This is a genomic window from Methanosarcina barkeri str. Wiesmoor (genome assembly GCF_000969985.1).
GTDB classification, from domain to species: Archaea; Halobacteriota; Methanosarcinia; order Methanosarcinales; family Methanosarcinaceae; genus Methanosarcina; species Methanosarcina barkeri_B.
In genome coordinates, this window is record NZ_CP009526.1 from 199,684 (window position 1) to 216,610 (window position 16,927).

The 16,927-nt window shown below is 38.0% G+C and carries 8 protein-coding genes; 3 read left to right on the forward strand and 5 right to left on the reverse strand.

The window, feature by feature from the left end:
- Positions 1-17: 17 nt before the first annotated feature.
- The 3 genes from MSBRW_RS00985 to MSBRW_RS00995 all read left to right on the forward strand — a co-directional run bounded on the left by MSBRW_RS00985 (position 18) and on the right by MSBRW_RS00995 (position 5,892).
- Entirely contained in the window at positions 18-695 is a 678-nt protein-coding gene (locus MSBRW_RS00985; protein WP_196298015.1) for a GAF domain-containing protein, read from the forward strand.
- Positions 696-1,001: 306 nt separating this feature from the next.
- Positions 1,002-3,758 carry a histidine kinase dimerization/phosphoacceptor domain -containing protein gene (locus MSBRW_RS20055; protein WP_011305842.1) on the forward strand — a complete coding sequence of 919 codons (2,757 nt, stop codon included), beginning with the start codon at positions 1,002-1,004 and terminating at the stop codon, positions 3,756-3,758.
- A gap of 616 nt (positions 3,759-4,374) precedes the next feature.
- On the forward strand, positions 4,375-5,892 hold the full coding sequence (locus tag MSBRW_RS00995) for a catalase (RefSeq protein WP_011305841.1): 1,518 nt from the start codon (positions 4,375-4,377) through the stop codon (positions 5,890-5,892).
- A 111-nt stretch (positions 5,893-6,003) separates the two neighbouring features.
- Here the strand turns inward: MSBRW_RS00995 and MSBRW_RS01000 are convergent, their stop codons facing one another.
- The 5 genes from MSBRW_RS01000 to MSBRW_RS01020 all read right to left on the reverse strand — a co-directional run bounded on the left by MSBRW_RS01000 (position 6,004) and on the right by MSBRW_RS01020 (position 16,525).
- Complete coding sequence (locus tag MSBRW_RS01000) at positions 6,004-7,353, reverse strand: MFS transporter (RefSeq protein ID WP_011305840.1); 1,350 nt, start codon at positions 7,351-7,353, stop codon at positions 6,004-6,006.
- A gap of 94 nt (positions 7,354-7,447) precedes the next feature.
- Complete coding sequence (locus tag MSBRW_RS01005; protein ID WP_011305839.1) at positions 7,448-7,801, reverse strand: hypothetical protein; 354 nt, start codon at positions 7,799-7,801, stop codon at positions 7,448-7,450.
- A gap of 357 nt (positions 7,802-8,158) precedes the next feature.
- Positions 8,159-8,566 carry a hypothetical protein gene (locus MSBRW_RS01010; RefSeq protein ID WP_011305838.1) on the reverse strand — a complete coding sequence of 136 codons (408 nt, stop codon included), beginning with the start codon at positions 8,564-8,566 and terminating at the stop codon, positions 8,159-8,161.
- Positions 8,567-9,419: 853 nt separating this feature from the next.
- A complete protein-coding gene (locus MSBRW_RS24030; RefSeq protein WP_011305837.1) occupies positions 9,420-12,704 on the reverse strand; it encodes a YncE family protein in 3,285 nt (1,094 codons plus the stop codon).
- A 1,613-nt stretch (positions 12,705-14,317) separates the two neighbouring features.
- Positions 14,318-16,525, reverse strand: coding sequence for a PKD domain-containing protein (locus tag MSBRW_RS01020; RefSeq protein WP_011305836.1), 2,208 nt, complete (start codon positions 16,523-16,525; stop codon positions 14,318-14,320).
- Between the last annotated feature and the right edge of the window lie 402 nt (positions 16,526-16,927).

Below are 16,927 nucleotides of genomic sequence, written 5' to 3' on the forward strand. Positions count from 1 at the left end.
CAATGTATCAGGCACTATTGGATGAAAATAAGTTACTGGTAGATGATAACAATGCATTAAAGGAAGAGATACAGAGTCTAAAAGCATGTCTGGCGCAGGCTGAAGGATTTGAACGGACTATAGGCAAAGTTGATCTGGATTCCAAACAGGTAGAGATAACCTGTAGTGAACGCGAGAAACAGTTAATGTTTGATCTCGATGCAATGACTAGACTGTATAATATCAGCATTTTGTTCATTCGCGAAGGCAATCTTGCACCAGTTCTTGTCGAAATAGTCGATGCAGCAATTGCAATTTCTGGCGCTGACTTTGGCAATATCCAATTACTGGATCCCGAATCATCTGAACTTAAGATTGTAGCTTCTCGTGGATTTCCCAAATGGTGGCTGGACTTCTGGAACAGTGTGTCTGTGGGAAAAGGAACTTGTGGTACGGCGCTTGGACGCAAAGAAAGGGTAATTGTCGAGGATGTTGAACAAAGCCCAATTTTCGTAGGTACACCTGCTCTGGAAATCCAACTTAAAGCTGGAATACGAGCGGTACAATCTACACCAATTGTGAGTCGGTTGGGAAAACCACTTGGTATGTTCTCAACACAATATAAAACACCACATAAGCCAGACAAAAACACACTTCAAATGTTGGATCTTCTAGCTCTCAGTGCAGCCGATATTATCGAAAGATCACATATCTAAAAAAGTATCAAGTTCTGACAGTGTGAATAAAATCTCTAAAGAATACAATTCTTGTTCGATTATCTATAAAAACTTCCCTTATAAAACCTATACCATTACAAACGTCTTAGGCATGGGAGTAGGTTATCCAAATTACTGACATATATTTGTCAAGTGAAAGATCAAGAAAGCAGTGTCAAAAGAAACAGAAACTAACATCATAATATAAAAAATATTGGGGATGTTACTCAAATATTAAAGTAAAAAATTATTTAAGAGAACCTAATCAGCAAGATAGAATCAATCTTAAAAGGTCAGTATAAAAATATGACTACCAAACATACTGATGGCTGGGAGCCTATAACATACCAAGAATTATTAGATGAAAATAAGCTATTGGTGGATGAAAACCGTACCTTAAAAAACAAGATACAGTGTCTAAGAGCATATTTGAAGCAGGATAAAGAACCTAAGTATGATATTGATAAACCAGATCTAGAGAGAAGGCAGGCACATCTTCTGGTGAAAGCCGATCTAGAAGCACTGACCCGAATACATGAGCTGAGTACAAAACTTTTGGGGTCGGAAGGGATCCAACCACTATTAAAAGAAATAATGGACGCAGCAATCTCTGTCGTGAACGCAAAAATGGGGACCTTGCAACTCCTTGAGGATGATTCACTACATATTGTTGCTCATTATGGTCACAAACAGCCTTTTTTGGATTATTTTACATCTGCTGAGAACGTGGCTTCAGTTTGTGGAAAGGTGATGCAACGTGGAGAACGTATTGTTATTGAAGATGTTGAAACAAGTTCTATATTTGCCGGGACACCTTCCCTGACTGTGATGCGTGAGGCTGGAGTACGAGCGATTCAGTCCACACCGATGTTAAGCCGAACGGGTGAGCTTCTTGGTATCCTTACAACTCAATGGAATTTTCCTTATTCTCCAAACGAGCATGATCTCTGGAGGCTTGACCTACTAGCGCGTCAGGCAGCTGATATGATAGAACAGGCTAGGTCAGAAGAAGCATTGAATGATAGCAAAAAATGTTTAATGGCCGACCTTAATGCTATGACCAGGCTGCATAAGATTGGTACTCTGTTTGTTCGTGAAAGCAATCTTGAACCAGTTCTTGTTGAAATAGTCGATGCAGCAATTGCAATTTCTGACGCTGACTTTGGCAATATCCAATTACTGGATCCCGAATCATCTGAACTTAAGATTGTAGCTTCTCGTGGATTTCCCAAATGGTGGTTGGACTTCTGGGACAGTGTATCTGTGGGAAATGGAACTTGTGGTACGGCGCTTGGACGTGAAGAGAAGGTAATTGTCGAAGATATTGAACAAAGCCCAATTTTTGTAGGTACACCTGCTCTGGAAATCCAACTTAAAGCTGGAATACGAGCGGTACAATCTACACCAATTGTGAGCCGATCAGGAAGATTACTCGGCATGTTCTCAACACATTATAAAAAACCACATAAATTACAAGATCATGGTCTTCAGTTAATTGACCTGCTAGCTCAGCAGGCGGCAGATATTATAGAGCGAGCGCAAATCGAAGAGATGTTACGTAAGTCAGAAGAGCGCTTTCGTGTCGCTTTGCAGGGATCTTCTGTTGTTATTTCCAGTCAAGACCGTGATCTGAGATACACGTGGGCTTATAACCCTTCGCCTGGTTTTAAACTAGAAGATCTTCTAGGTAAGAATGATTATGATATCTATCAATTAGATGATGCTGAGGCTTTTGTCTCCATCAAAAAGCAGGTTTTGGCTAGTGGTGTTAGCCAATGTGATGAAGTGGTTATCCATAGGCCTGCTTCCGCTGGTGGGGATTTATTCCATGAGATGACCACTGAGCCATTGCGCGATGCTACAGGAACCATCGTTGGAGTCATCTGTATTGCAGTTGACATTACCGAGCGCAAAAGAGCTGAAGAAGCATTAAAAAAAGCAAATGATACTTTAGAAGAAAAAATTAAAGAGCGTACAGTTGAACTCGAAGAGGCTTATAACTCATTACTTGAAAATAAAATGAGACTAAGTGAAGCTCAAAAAATAGCTCATCTCGGAAATTGGGACTGGAATCTGGTGACTGATGAATTATATTGGTCAGATGAAATACACAATATTTTCGGACTTGACTCTCTGGAATTCGATGAGACTTATGATGCATTTTTGAATCTTGTTCTTCCAGAAGATCGAGAATATGTGAATAATGCTTTTAAGAAAGCTTTTTGTGGGAAATCTTTCGAAATTGATTTTAGAATTATCTCAGCTGATAGAGAAGAACATATACTTTATGCACGGGGACAAGTGATTTTTGATGAGAAAAATACTCCTATTAGGGTTAGAGGAATAGTTCAAGATATAACTGAACGTAAAAAAACAGAAGAAGCTCTGGTAAAACTCGAAAAAGTCCGCATAAAAGAGATTCACCACAGAATCAAAAATAACTTGCAGGTAATCTCTTCACTTTTGGACCTCCAGGCTGAAAAGTTTGAGGATAAGAAAGTCAAACAAGCTTTCAGTGAAAGTCAGAACCGGGTATTTTCAATGTCTCTGATCCACGAAGAACTCTACAAAGGAGGACAGGCAGAAAAACTGAACTTTTCAGCATATCTTGAAAAGTTAGCTGATAACCTGTTGATGACTTACAGACTTAGCCGCATAAATATTCGCTTGAATATGGATCTGGAAGAGAACGCATTTCTTGATATGGATACTGCTGTTCCTTTAGGCATAATTGTTAATGAACTAATTTCCAACTCTCTCAAACATGCATTTACTGAAAAGAAAGAAGGAGAAATTGGAATTCAACTTCGTAGGCATGAAGAGACGATAAATGGAATTCACAAGTCCGATTTCTGTCTGAAAGTTTCAGATAATGGAAAAGGAATCCCTGAAGATCTGAAGTTAGAAAGCGTCGAGTCACTTGGCATGCAGTTAATAAACACTCTAGTAAATCAGTTAGACGGGGAGCTTAAATTGAAAAGGAACAAAGGTACTGAGTTTACTGTAAGGTTCAAAGTAATAGAAAAAACACCTAAGTATCAGCGACAAACTTACAGTCCTTGATTGAATGAGGAAGACTTAGAAGCTGTCTGAATATTATATTTCCTTTATTTTCTTGTGTTTTTATCCGACTTAGTCACCTGATCATTATATGGATTATAGCAGTGTATATTAATGCTTGACTTGATTCTGTCAATATTTAGTAATTCTTGCTTAAATATTGATATGTTCCAAACTATCAAATGCACATTTTACTACCTACTGTGAGGATGTACTTGAAATCTTTTGACATCATCACTAAGTTTAACTGTTTCCAATATCTAACCACACATTACTTTGACCTAATCAACCAGTTGGCCAGAATAACCAGAATCAGCCCAAATTAACCCCGATCGAGATTCGTTCTGGAAGTCGGGAAATAAGACTTAATCATTTTCCATTCTTGATCAGATAAATCACTAGGATAAGGAATTCTTTTATTTTGTTCTAATGTTGGCGAATAATATGGTTACATGTAGCATTTAATTTTAAACAGTCTTTTTAACTTGGAAGTCTCTCCAAATGAAATCTATTTATAAAAATTAAACCTCATAACTACATAATTTTTTGGATATTTAATAACGATGTAGGTTTGATTATATTTGTCAAACGTTCAATTGGAGTAGAGGAGTAAAATATAATGGGTGAAAAGAATTCTTCCAAGGTTCTCACCACTGGTTTTGGAATACCGGTGGGGGATGATCAGAACAGCCTTACAGCCGGAAATAGAGGACCGGTTCTTATGCAGGATGTTCATCTGCTTGATAAACTTAGCCATTTCGACCATGAACGTATCCCAGAGCGTGTAGTACATGCCAAAGGTGCAGGTGCTGGAGGTTACTTTGAAGTCACTGCAGACGTGACCAAATATACCAAAGCTAAATTTCTGTCTGAAATCGGTAAACGTACTGAAGTTTTTGTCCGTTTTTCCACAGTTGGAGGAGAGAAGGGATCGGCTGATTCCGCTCGTGATCCACGTGGTTTTGCCGTGAAGTTCTACACAGAAGATGGTAACTACGATCTTGTAGGCAATAATACCCCTGTGTTTTTTATTCGCGACCCTTTAAAGTTTCCTGATTTTATCCACACACAAAAACGTAACCCAGCTACAAACTGTAAAGATCCAGATATGTTCTGGGACTTCCTTTCCCTGACACCTGAGTCAATTCATCAGGTCACTATTCTCTTCTCAGACCGCGGTACTCCTGCTACCTATAGAAACATGAATGGTTATTCTAGCCACACCTATAAGTGGTATAATGAAAAGGGTGAATATTTCTGGGTGCAGTATCATTTTAAGACTGACCAGGGGATAAAGAACCTGACCCTTGAAGAAGCAGAAAAAATCGGTGGATCGGATCCCGACCACGCGACAAGAGACCTGTATGAGGCTATCAAGAAAGGTGATTATCCCTCCTGGACTCTTGAAATGCAAATAATGACTCCGGAGCAGGCAGAAGATTACCGGTTTGACATCAGGGATATAACCAAAGTATGGCCCCATGGTGATTTCCCTACCATGAAAATAGGCAAGTTGGTGTTGAATCGAAATCCAACAAATTATTTCGCTGAAGTAGAACAAGCAGCTTTTAGTCCTGCAAATCTTGTGCCAGGCATCGGTATTTCACCTGATAAAATGCTGCAGGGTAGGGTTTTTTCTTATCACGATACTCATATCCACCGTCTTGGTCCAAATTATAATCTAATACCTGTTAATGCACCAAAGTACTCACCTGAAAATAGTTATCAGCGTGATGGATTCATGCGTGTTGATGCTAACGGGGGCAGTGGACCCAACTATTGGCCAAACAGTTTTGGAGGACCTTCTCCCGACTCTGTTTATCTGGAACCTCCATTTGGAGTATCAGGACTAGCAGCTCGCACACTCTATACACATCCAAATGATGACTTTGTACAGGCTGGAAATTTGTACCGTGACGTTATGACTGACTACGATCGTGAAAACCTTGTAGGAAATATCGTATCTCATCTCTCTGCCGCACAGAAGCGTATACAGCTTAGGCAGACAGCATTGTTCTTTAAAGCTGATCGTGACTATGGAAGCCGTGTCGCTAAGGGTCTTGAGCTTGATATTAAGGAAGTTGAGCGCCTAGCTAATATGACCAATGAAGAGCGAGCCCGAGCAACTGAGAGATAATATTCCTTTAAGACAGTCAAAGGCTAAATCCCACGCTCTTTAGACGTGGGATATAGCCGTCAACTATATTCATTTATTTTGATATTATTTACTGATCCTGAAATCCAGTTTTTATTTGTTCTTCAAAATTATCTGTTCTTCAAAATGCCTGAGTCGGAAGTTGAGCAAAAAGACTGTGTAGATTACCAGGCCTGCAATCAGAAAAGAGGCTCCTGAAAGTGTTTCATATAAAAGGCCGCCAAGAATAAGTCCTGTGATACTGGCAAGGCCTCCGAAACTGCTGGCAACCCCTTGTATCGTACCCTGGTACTTTCTTCCTGCAACTTTTGATAAGAGTGAGAGAAAGGAAGGCCACATAAGCCCATCTCCAAGTGCAAAAAACCCTGCTGCAAGGTAGGTAAGGAGGATATTTCCAGGGATAAGAAGCAGGAAATTCGTACCGAGCATCAGGCTTCCAAAGATTATAAGAGTTGCATCTGAGTATTTTCTTGAAGCCCTGGGAAGTACAGTACTCTGTACGATTATCAGAAACCCGCTCAACACCGTAAAATAAACGCCCATTTTCGCAATGCTCCAGTTGAGAGTTGAAATTGCGTGCAGGGGAAAAGCTGTATAGAATACATTGTAACCGAGGTCGATTAGAAAGTACAGTCCCAGCATATAAGGGATATTTTGAAGTCTCAGAATCTCCCTGAATTCAGGTTTTTTCGTTCCAAACGTGGTTTTGCATTCTTTAATCTCATAACCAAAAATTTTCCGTACATACTCGGCTTCTTCCGGCTCCCCAGGAGCGCACTTTTTACTTTCGGGAAGATAAGATATAATCAGCAATGTTCCGATAAGTGAGATTACTATTGCTCCAAGAACAGGGGCTACATCCCCATACATTGTTAAGCTTAATATTCCGGCAAGGGCAGGACCAACTATAAATCCCAGATTTTCGGAAATTGCCATTTTCCCGAAATTTCGGCTCCTATCTCTTTCTGCAGTAATATCAGCCAGATATGCATTGGCTACCGATACATTTCCTCCGGTCAGCCCATCAAGAGCTCTGGCGAAAAAGAGTACTGCAAGGGGCAGGGTAACGGTAAAAGCTCCCAGAACTCTGGAATCGATTTTAAACAGGCTTATTACCGGAAGAAAAAGGGCCACAAGGAAGATAATCCATGAGAACAGCGTTCCTAGCTGGCTTATAAATAGTATCTTTTTACGGCCGTAAGTATCAGACCATCTGCCCAGAATAGGGGCTCCTATTAGCTGAAAAGCCGGATACATCGAACTTGCCAGCCCATAAATGAAAGCGTTCCCTCCCAGTCGGTTAACCAGAAACACCAGAAACGGGAGTACAATACTAAACCCGAGTGTGCCTATGAAATTTACAGCAAGAATTGGAAGGAGGGAAACGTTTTCTCCTGTATGAAGGTCTGGATTGTTTTTCTTTCCTTTGTTTTCCTTTTCCATCTTTCCTCATGGTTCGTTTTCAGAAACCTAGTCCCAGGTTTCAGGCTCCATTTTTCTTTTCATATAACCGGTATATTCAGCTTTAAGATAAGAGTTACTTCTTATGGACGGTTTTCTCTTTAATTCTTAGAATATCAGCCCATGCCCTTTTCCCACACCTCGGGCACCTGAGGTACTTTTTATTCTCACCATTGGGGCTGATGAAATCTTCAAGCGTTGAAACCTTGAACACTTCGCCGCATCCAGGACAGAGATAGGCAAAATTTTTTGCGTGCCATAATACAAGCAGGGCAAGAACCCCGGCTATTATTATCATTAGCCAGAGATACCAGTGGCCTGCAATCAGGAAAACCGATGATATCATGATTACTGTTATGAACGCAAAAAGTACCTGAGCGGTTCTGTACCAATCGCTTCGCGTAATTTCCCAATATCTATTTTTGTCCATAGTTTACCCCCCGATTCTGCTTCTTTTCTGATCCTTTATAGAATAATTTATACTGGGAAATAGGATTTGTAGTTATTTAACAGTATTTTTGCCCTTTCTATTCTGGGTTAAAGCATGGAAAAGTCTTTTTAAACCATAGGGCACATTAAACAATTTATGATGAAACTATAAATGAGACTATATGTTAGAAAATAAGGAACGTTTCATGGGTCTGAAGAAGTTGGGTTCAAGTTGGAATTAGTCCTGGCAGCTCTTTTATTGAATTGGCTGTGGAGCAGAAGAGCAAAGAGATTCTGAATAAAGGCTCAGTCATTTCTTTCCTTTGTTTCTTCATTGTTTCTTCATTGTTTCTTTCATTTATTTTTTCAGTTGATTCGCCTTTACTACAAGTCCTTCGATTGTATCTTCGGAGTACCAGACCAGGACCTCCAGGCGTTCTGAACATCTGCAAAAGGCATCCTGCACCGAAACCTGAGTGCCCTGATCGGGGTCGTCCAGGTGTCTCCAGTCATCATTAACAAAGAGCCATAAACTTCTTGCGCTGCCTGCCGGATAGGGCATCAGTTCAAGCCAGTACCGGGTCGCTATACCGGTTTTCACAGCTACTCGACTTGGTTCGACTGCCTTCTGATCTTCCGGGGCACATGGCAATTCTTTAGGGGCAGTCACAGATTCTGATTGGTTATCTTTTTCTGATTGGTTATCTGATTCTGAGAGGTTATCTGATTCTGAGAGGTTATCTGATTCTGAGAGGTTATCTGTCATTGTTTACTCCTTTTGTTTAACTGCTAGCACACTATACTCATTTCTGATTTCACCAATTAGTATACAATATAAATTATATATCTACTAAAGAAAATATGTTTAGAAACTAGTATTCCGTAAGGTATATACCTCCTCGATTCTTGTGACCTTGCGCTGACTGAAGCTTTTTATTACCTACGTTCCACTTTTTTAGACTCATAATCTTCTCATGATACCGAATTATTCGCTTAAACTTAAGCACATGAACTGCAGGCTCAAGTTTCAAAATGGAAATCATTTGATCTATTTAACTTATAGGATTATGCATGTATGTTTAAAATTTGGAAACTCAGGGTATAATTGTTAATGTATGCAATTATTTTGTTATAAAATAAGCCGAGTACCGATCATGCTAATCACTTACTTTGAAACCTATATAAAAAAATAGTAAATCATTGAAAAAAATAAAAATGTACTTCTAGAATAAATGCTTACTTATTCAAGTGACTTTTCTTAGGAATTTATATTTGATCGAGAGATTCGCAGAATAACAAACCGAAAAAAAGCACTGAGAAAAGAAAATCAAAATTATATATAGATGATTTTATTTCATTCGAATACCCCGCTAGTTTGGAGGCTGTCCGACAATTACCTCCAGTAATAAAAGAATTCCTCCTTTTTTTGATTTAAAGGCCTTATTTGCTTTCTTTTTAGCACTTTTTTATTACCATCAATAATTGTTGGACAGCCTGCTTGCAGCGGGGCGCGCCAGCGCAACTTTGATTCGAAAAATTTCATGTGCGTTTAACAGGTTTTTTGTAACTTGTTTTCATGAAACTTTTACTTACGCTATTTTTACCTATGCTACTTTTACTTATGTGACTTTTACATAATTCCATTTTGTTTTTGTACTACTTCCTGCTGCATTTGTTGCTATAAGTTTAACCGTGTAAGTTCCTGCAGTTGAATATGTGTGTGTTGGACTCTTTTCTGTTGACGATGTCCCATCTCCGAAATCCCATTTCCATGAAGTTGGTGACCCTTTGCTGGTTTCCGTAAATGTTACCTTTAGTGGGTCATTTCCTGAGAGGGGCCAGCCCCAAAAATCTGTAACAGGAGCTTGTGAGGTTCCTGAAACTTTTACATAATTCCATTTTGTTTTTGTATTACTTCCTGCTGCATTTGTTGCTATAAGTTTAACCGTGTAAGTTCCTGCAGCTGAATATGTGTGTGTTGGACTCTTTTCTGTTGACGATGTTCCATCTCCGAAATCCCATTTCCATGAAGTTGGTGATCCTTTGCTGGTTTCCGTAAATGTTACCTTTAGTGGATCATTTCCTGAGAGGGGCCAGCCCCAGAAGTCCGCAGTCGGAGCTTGTAAGGTTCCTGAAACTTTTACATAATTCCATTTTGTTTTTGTACTACTTCCTGCTGCATTTGTTGCTATAAGTTTAACCGTGTAAGTTCCTGCAGCTGAATATGTGTGTGTTGGACTCTTTTCTGTTGACGATGTCCCATCTCCGAAATCCCATTTCCATGAAGTTGGTGATCCTTTGCTGGTTTCCGTAAATGTTACTTTTAGTGGATCATTTCCTGAGAGGGGCCAGCCCCAAAAATCTGCAACAGGAGCTTGGGAAGTTTCTGTTACTATGATGTACTTTGATTTTGTTACTGTGTTACTGCCTGCCGCGTTTGTTACTGTAAGTTTAACAGTATATTTTCCTGCTTTAGAATACTTATGAGTTGGACTCTTTTCTGTTGACGATGTTCCATCTCCTAAATTCCATTCCCATTTAGTTGGTTTTCCTGTACTTTTATCAGTAAATTTCACGCTTAAAGGTGCTGTTCCTGATTTTGGAGATGCATAAAATACAGCAACAGGTTTTGCTGTCACTATGATATACTTTGATTTTGTTACTGTGTTACTACCTGCTGCATTTGTTACTGTAAGTTTAACAGTATATTTTCCTGCTTTAGAATACTTATGAGTTGGACTCTTTTCTGTTGACGATGTTCCATCTCCGAAATTCCATTTCCATTTAGTTGGTTTTCCTGTACTTTTATCAGTAAATTTCACGCTTAAGGGTGCTTTTCCTGATTTTGGAGATGCATAAAATACAGCAGTTGAAGTTTGCGAAGTTTCTGTCACTATGATATACTTTGATTTTGTTACTGTGTTACTACCTGCTGCATTTGTTACTGTAAGTTTAACAGTATATTTTCCTGCTTTAGAATACTTATGAGTTGGACTCTTTTCTGTTGACGATGTTCCATCTCCGAAATCCCATTTCCATTTAGTTGGTTTTCCTGTACTTTTATCAGTAAATTTCACGCTTAAAGGTGCTGTTCCTGATTTTGGAGATGCATAAAATGCAGCAGTCGACGTTTGTGAAGTTTCTGTCACTATGATATACTTTGATTTTGTTACTGTGTTACTGCCTGCTGCATTTGTTACTGTAAGTTTAACAGTATATTTTCCTGCTTTAGAATATTTATGTGTTGGATTCTTTTCTGTTGACGATGTTCCGTCTCCAAAACTCCATTCCCATTTAGTTGGTTTTCCTGTACTTTTATCAGTAAATTTCACGCTTAAAGGTGCTTTTCCTGATTTTGGAGATGCATAAAATACAGCAACAGGTTTTGCTGTCACTATGATATACTTTGATTTTGTTACTGTGTTACTACCTGCTGCATTTGTTACTGTAAGTTTAACAGTATATTTTCCTGCTTTAGAATACTTATGAGTTGGACTCTTTTCTGTTGACGATGTTCCATCTCCGAAATCCCATTTCCATTTAGTTGGTTTTCCTGTACTTTTATCAGTAAATTTCACGCTTAAAGGTGCTGTTCCTGATTTTGGAGATGCATAAAATGCAGCAGTCGAAGTTTGCGAAGTTTCTGTCACTATGATATACTTTGATTTTGTTGCTGTGTTACTGCCTGCTGCGTTTGTTACTGTAAGTTTAACAGTATATTTTCCTGCTTTAGAATACTTATGAGTTGGACTCTTTTCTGTTGACGATGTTCCATCTCCGAAATCCCATTTCCATTTAGTTGGTTTTCCTGTACTTTTATCAGTAAATTTCACGCTTAAAGGTGCTTTTCCTGATTTTGGAGATGCATAAAATACAGCAACTGGAGTTTTTGGGCTTTGTACTTTGTCAGAACCTATAAACTGCCCGAATGCAACAGGCTCTTTTCCTACCCACACTTTGGCTGTAGCCTTGTTTGTGGCTGTGTTAATTACCGAGACAGCGCCGCTTGTTTCTTTCGCCACATATGCCCTAGTTCCATCCGGACTGAAAGCAACCCCAAAAGGACAACTTCCTACCTTCAAGGTATCTGTAACTTTGTTTGTGGCTGTATTAATTACAGAAATAGTATCATCTCCATAGTTTGCCACATACACCTTTGTTCCAGCCGGGTTTACTGCAACTCCCCATGGGTATTTTCCTACTTTTACTCTTGCTGTAACCTTATTTTTTGTTGTGTCAATTACAGAAACATCGTACTCATTTGTCACATATACTCTTGTTCCCGCTGGATTAACTGCAATTCCGGTAGGGAGATTCCCTACCTTTATTGTGGCTGTAACTTTATTTGTTGCTGTGTCAATAACAGAGACGGTGTTAGCGAGAGTGTTCGTCACATATACCTTTGTTCCTGCTGGGTTTACTGCAACTCCACAAGGATATTTTCCTACAGTTACCGTGGCTGTAACCTTGTTTTTTTCAGTGTCAATTACAGAGACGGTCTTACTGCCTTCGTTTGCCACATATACTCTTGTTCCATCCGGGCTAACTGCAACTCCCCATGGATGTTTTCCTACCTTCACTGTGGCTGTAACCTTGTTTGTTGCGGTGTCAATTACAGAGACAGAATTGCTTCTTTCTTTCGATACATATACCTTAGTTCCAGCGGGGTTTACTGCAACTCCATAGGGATATTTTCCTACAGTTGCCGTGGCTGTAACCTTGTTTGTTGTTATGTCAATTACAGAGACAGTGGTGCTGCCACTATTTGTAATGTAGGCGTATCCAGTCGTGCTCGCGGTATTTTGTTCAGTAGCTGCCGATGTAGTAGATAATATCAAAATTAAAAATAAAACAATGGCTGTTGAAACTAAAGCTACTGAACACAGTTTTTTGTTCACTTTCATTGTCTTAGTCCGTTATATTTCGTCCTACATCCAGCAGGCAAATTCTTTTCTAAATATCTTCAATTATAGCGTTTTTATTGAAACTTATATTCTTTTTATATCATCTGTTTGTAATAATTTGCTAATATTTCTATATAGTGTGATATTTGGGATATATGTTAACACGTGTTAAATACAGGGCAAATTAATAGGGGGTTTGAAAAACGCTATCCTGGCAACCTCTTTATTTCAAGGAAAAATATTCTAATGAAAAAACATTGAATAATTTCATCATATGTTTTGAAAGTTGAATTGATATCTTAATTTATTATCTGGTAATGTATTTTTAGTCTTAATTTATTTTTTAGACTCGAGTAAATTTTTAAACTTTCAGTAAATATATGAAATCTACTTTTCCTGTACAGTTTGAAGAGGATACCTATCCTGAAAAATATCCAAATTTAATGTTGATCTGCCGAATACAGGTTTCTTTTTCTAAAGCTCAGTTCCAAAATCTAGTAGTTTTTTCGTTTTTGGTTTTGTAGAAGACCTATCTAAATCAGCTTTGATTGGATCTGAAAATGCATGCGCAAAAGTATATCAGGTAGTTCAGTTTAAGCAATTGTAAGTTCTTTAGTTCATAGGATTTCTACATAACCATTATTTTAATTAACAGATTGAACCGGAGTTTATAAAATCATGAAAATCGGGATGTAGCTATAAATAATCTGCAGGTTTAATAACAAAATTTATTAAGTATCTGCCAGATGTAGTTCAATTTTTGCATCATTTTATCTTGAACTGGCCCACCGTCGGTAACTATATTGTTTCCACTTTCTCTATAAGAAAGAATCATTATAGAGACATCTTATTATATCTATTATATGTTAGATCCTTCAGACGATAGATTAGCTATTTTTATTCCACGATCACTGATTCCCTCTATATTTGGATTTTTTATATTAAAACGTTTCTAATTCTTGTCCAAAAATTTCGTTTTTGGTTACAATTTCTGTTTTATGTGTTGTTTGATGCGGTTTTATGCCATAAAATCCAAAGTCCGGCTGAATTTATAAGAAAAACTAGGTCTTCAGCCCATCACAACTGTAAATCAAATGTAAATTTAAGATCGGCTTGTAGATATTATTTTCAAGAAAAATATACTTTATATTATTGTATGTGCGTAAAAATACAGTAGTTATTTTTTAAAATGTATGATATGAATATATATATTCATACTAGTTTAAAAAAAGTATAATTTACTTAGATTGTTGTGAACGTGAATGTCTATTAACGAGATATTCCAGTACTGCAATTCCAAAATAGGTTCATAAAACTTGACTTTTGAATGGACCTAAGATCATGGATTTTTCCAGGAAATAAAGAATCAATTTTGGAATAAAAGCACTAAGAGATTCCAGATTCCAGACTAACTTGAGTATATCTGTCCTTTTCGCGAGATTCGATTAATAAGCCCCCACTCCTCTACCTTTGGACATTTTTATCTACTTTTGAACCTCAAGCTCATTTTTAGATACTTAACATCCACACATGACTTTTGTACCACTGCCTTTTTCATCTTTACCTGGGACTGAAGAATCCCAGGAGATTTACAGCCATTTTCAAAGTTGCAGTCACTTTGCCACTTTTATATAATTTGATTTTGTTTTTGTACTATTTCCTGCTGCATTTGTTGATGTAAGTTTAACCGTGTAAGTTCCTGCAGCTGAATATGTGTGTGTTGGACTCTTTTCTGTTGACGATGTCCCATCTCCAAAATCCCATTTCCACGAAGTTGGTGATCCTTTGCTTGTCTCCGTAAATGTTACATTTAATGGAGCGTTTCCTGAGAGCGTCGAGCCCCAAAAATCTGCAACAGGAGCTTGGGAAGTTTCTGTTACTATAATATACTTTGATTTCGTTGTTGTGTTACTACCTGCTGCATTGCCTGCTGTCAGTGTTACTGTGTATTTTCCTGTGGCTGAATACTCATGAGTTGGGTTTTTAGTTGTTGAAGTTTCTCCGTCTCCAAAATCCCACTTCCATTTAGTTGGTGATCCTGTACTTTTGTCAGTAAAAGTAACGTTTAATGGGGCATTTCCTGATTTTGGAGATGCAGAAAGTGCAGCAGTCGGAGTTGGAGATGCAGAAAGTGCAGTAGTCGAAGTTTGCGAAGTTTCTGTCACTGTGATATACTTTGATTTTGTTGCCGTGTTGATGCCTGCCGCATTGGTTACTTTTAGTGTTACTGTGTATTTTCCTTCTTTGGAATATTTATGCGTTGGATTCTGTATGAATGACTTTGATCCATCTCCAAAATCCCATTTCCATTTGGTTGGTGATCCAGTACTTTTGTCAGTAAATTTAACTTTTAATGGTACTCTTCCTGAAGTAGGAGATGCATAGAATGCAGCAACGGGTTTTTTTGTCACTGTGATATACTTTGATTTTGTTGCTGTGTTGATGCCTAGCGCATTGGTTACTTTTAGTGTTACTGTGTATTTTCCTTCTTTGGAATATTTATGCGTTGGATTCTGTAGGAATGATTTTGATCCATCTCCAAAATCCCATTTCCATTTGGTTGGTGATCCTGTACTTTTGTCAGTAAATTTAACTTTTAATGGCACTTTTCCTGAAGTAGGAGATGCATAGAATGCAGCAACGGGTTTTTTTGTCACTGTGATATACTTTGATTTTGTTGCTGTGTTGATGCCTGCTGCATTGGTTACTTTGAGGGTTACCGTGTATTTTCCTTCTTTGGAATATTTATGCGTAGGATTCTGAAGGAATGACTTTGATCCATCTCCAAAATCCCATTTCCATTTGGTTGGTGATCCTGTACTTTTGTCAGTAAATTTAACTTTTAATGGTGCTCTTCCTGAAGTAGGAGATGCAGAGAATGCAGCAACGGGTTTTATTGATCCAGATTTATAAACAACTAGAGGAAGGTTATCTGAACAAATGCTGCCTGTTATGTTTTTATATGGAGAATCGGAAATTCCATCCCTGTTTTTATCTACTGCGGTATTGGAAAATCCTGTACCATCAGGTTTTCCCCAGAAGTTGCCTCCTATATAAGGGCCACCCACAATATTAGTACCTGCGGTTTTTTTGGTATAATAGGTATTTCCGATTCCATTTCTAATAGTCATACTATTGTCATTGAAGTAATTGTTGTAAATGTGATTAGTGTCGCTTCTAGGACAGACATAAAGCCCATAAACACTATTATCTTGAATGGTATTGCCTGAGAATGTGTTGCCGTCAGAGTTACCAACATGGATCCCACGACCGTTACCAAAAGCCGTATTTCCTGAAAGGGTATTGTCTGTAGCAGTCCCCAGTACAATTCCATATTCCCTATTGTTCGTAGCTGTATTCTTTGAGATTTTATTCTCTTTGGAACGCAGGAGATAGGTTCCGTAACAGTTGTTCAAAAGTTCATTGTTCTCAACTATGCAGTTACTACACGAAGACAGACAGATTCCTGCATTGCCAGACCGGGTTGCTCCTACAGTCTTAAATCCAGTTATTTTTATGTTGTTTCCCTGCAGGAGGAGCACACTGGCCCCTGAACTTTTGGCTTTGATCATCGTATTATCAGGGTTTCCGGATTCTGACCGGATTGTAAGATCATTTTTAGCTACTATGATATTTTCAGTATAGGTTCCGGGTTTTACGGTAATTATATCGCCGGAAGACGAACTATTCACAGCATTTTGAATAGAATCTCCTGGCTGCACTATAATCTCAGTTGCAGCTCCAAGACTTGATATTAATGATAATATGAAAATAGCTACTATCAAAGTGGTCAATTTTTTTATTTTAATCCCTCCTTCCATTAAAAGAAGTTTTGGGTGAAACTTTCATTTTAAATAAAGAGAGTTTACACTGAATACCTACATGAATGCACAAATATAAAAAGTATTTTCTTATTCAAAGAATTTGTTTACCTTTTGTAATATTCCTTAAGTAAATTTCATTAATTGAGCTGGAATCCAAATAATAGAATATAAATATGCTGAAATTATACTATATTGGATAAATTAAAAATCTAAAAAAATATTACCCATGTAATTTATTTGTATTAGGACAATTCAAGTTACTTAACTTAATAGAATATTATTTGCATTAGGATAATCCAGGTCACTTAACTTAATAGAATATCTTATTTATAGGTTATTGACTTATTTTTATTAATCAAATATTCATTACTTCCAAAAGAAGGGAGACTTAAACTTGAG

Excerpts from the sequence above, each read along its gene's own strand:
- MSBRW_RS01020 (WP_011305836.1), bottom strand. The coding sequence starts at position 16,525 with ATGGAAGGAGGGATTAAAATAAAAAAATTGACCACTTTGATAGTAGCT.
- MSBRW_RS01010 (WP_011305838.1), bottom strand. The coding sequence starts at position 8,566 with ATGACAGATAACCTCTCAGAATCAGATAACCTCTCAGAATCAGATAAC.
- MSBRW_RS20055 (WP_011305842.1), top strand. The coding sequence starts at position 1,002 with ATGACTACCAAACATACTGATGGCTGGGAGCCTATAACATACCAAGAA.
- MSBRW_RS00995 (WP_011305841.1), top strand. The coding sequence starts at position 4,375 with ATGGGTGAAAAGAATTCTTCCAAGGTTCTCACCACTGGTTTTGGAATA.
- MSBRW_RS01005 (WP_011305839.1), bottom strand. The coding sequence starts at position 7,801 with ATGGACAAAAATAGATATTGGGAAATTACGCGAAGCGATTGGTACAGA.
- MSBRW_RS01000 (WP_011305840.1), bottom strand. The coding sequence starts at position 7,353 with ATGGAAAAGGAAAACAAAGGAAAGAAAAACAATCCAGACCTTCATACA.
- MSBRW_RS24030 (WP_011305837.1), bottom strand. The coding sequence starts at position 12,704 with ATGAAAGTGAACAAAAAACTGTGTTCAGTAGCTTTAGTTTCAACAGCC.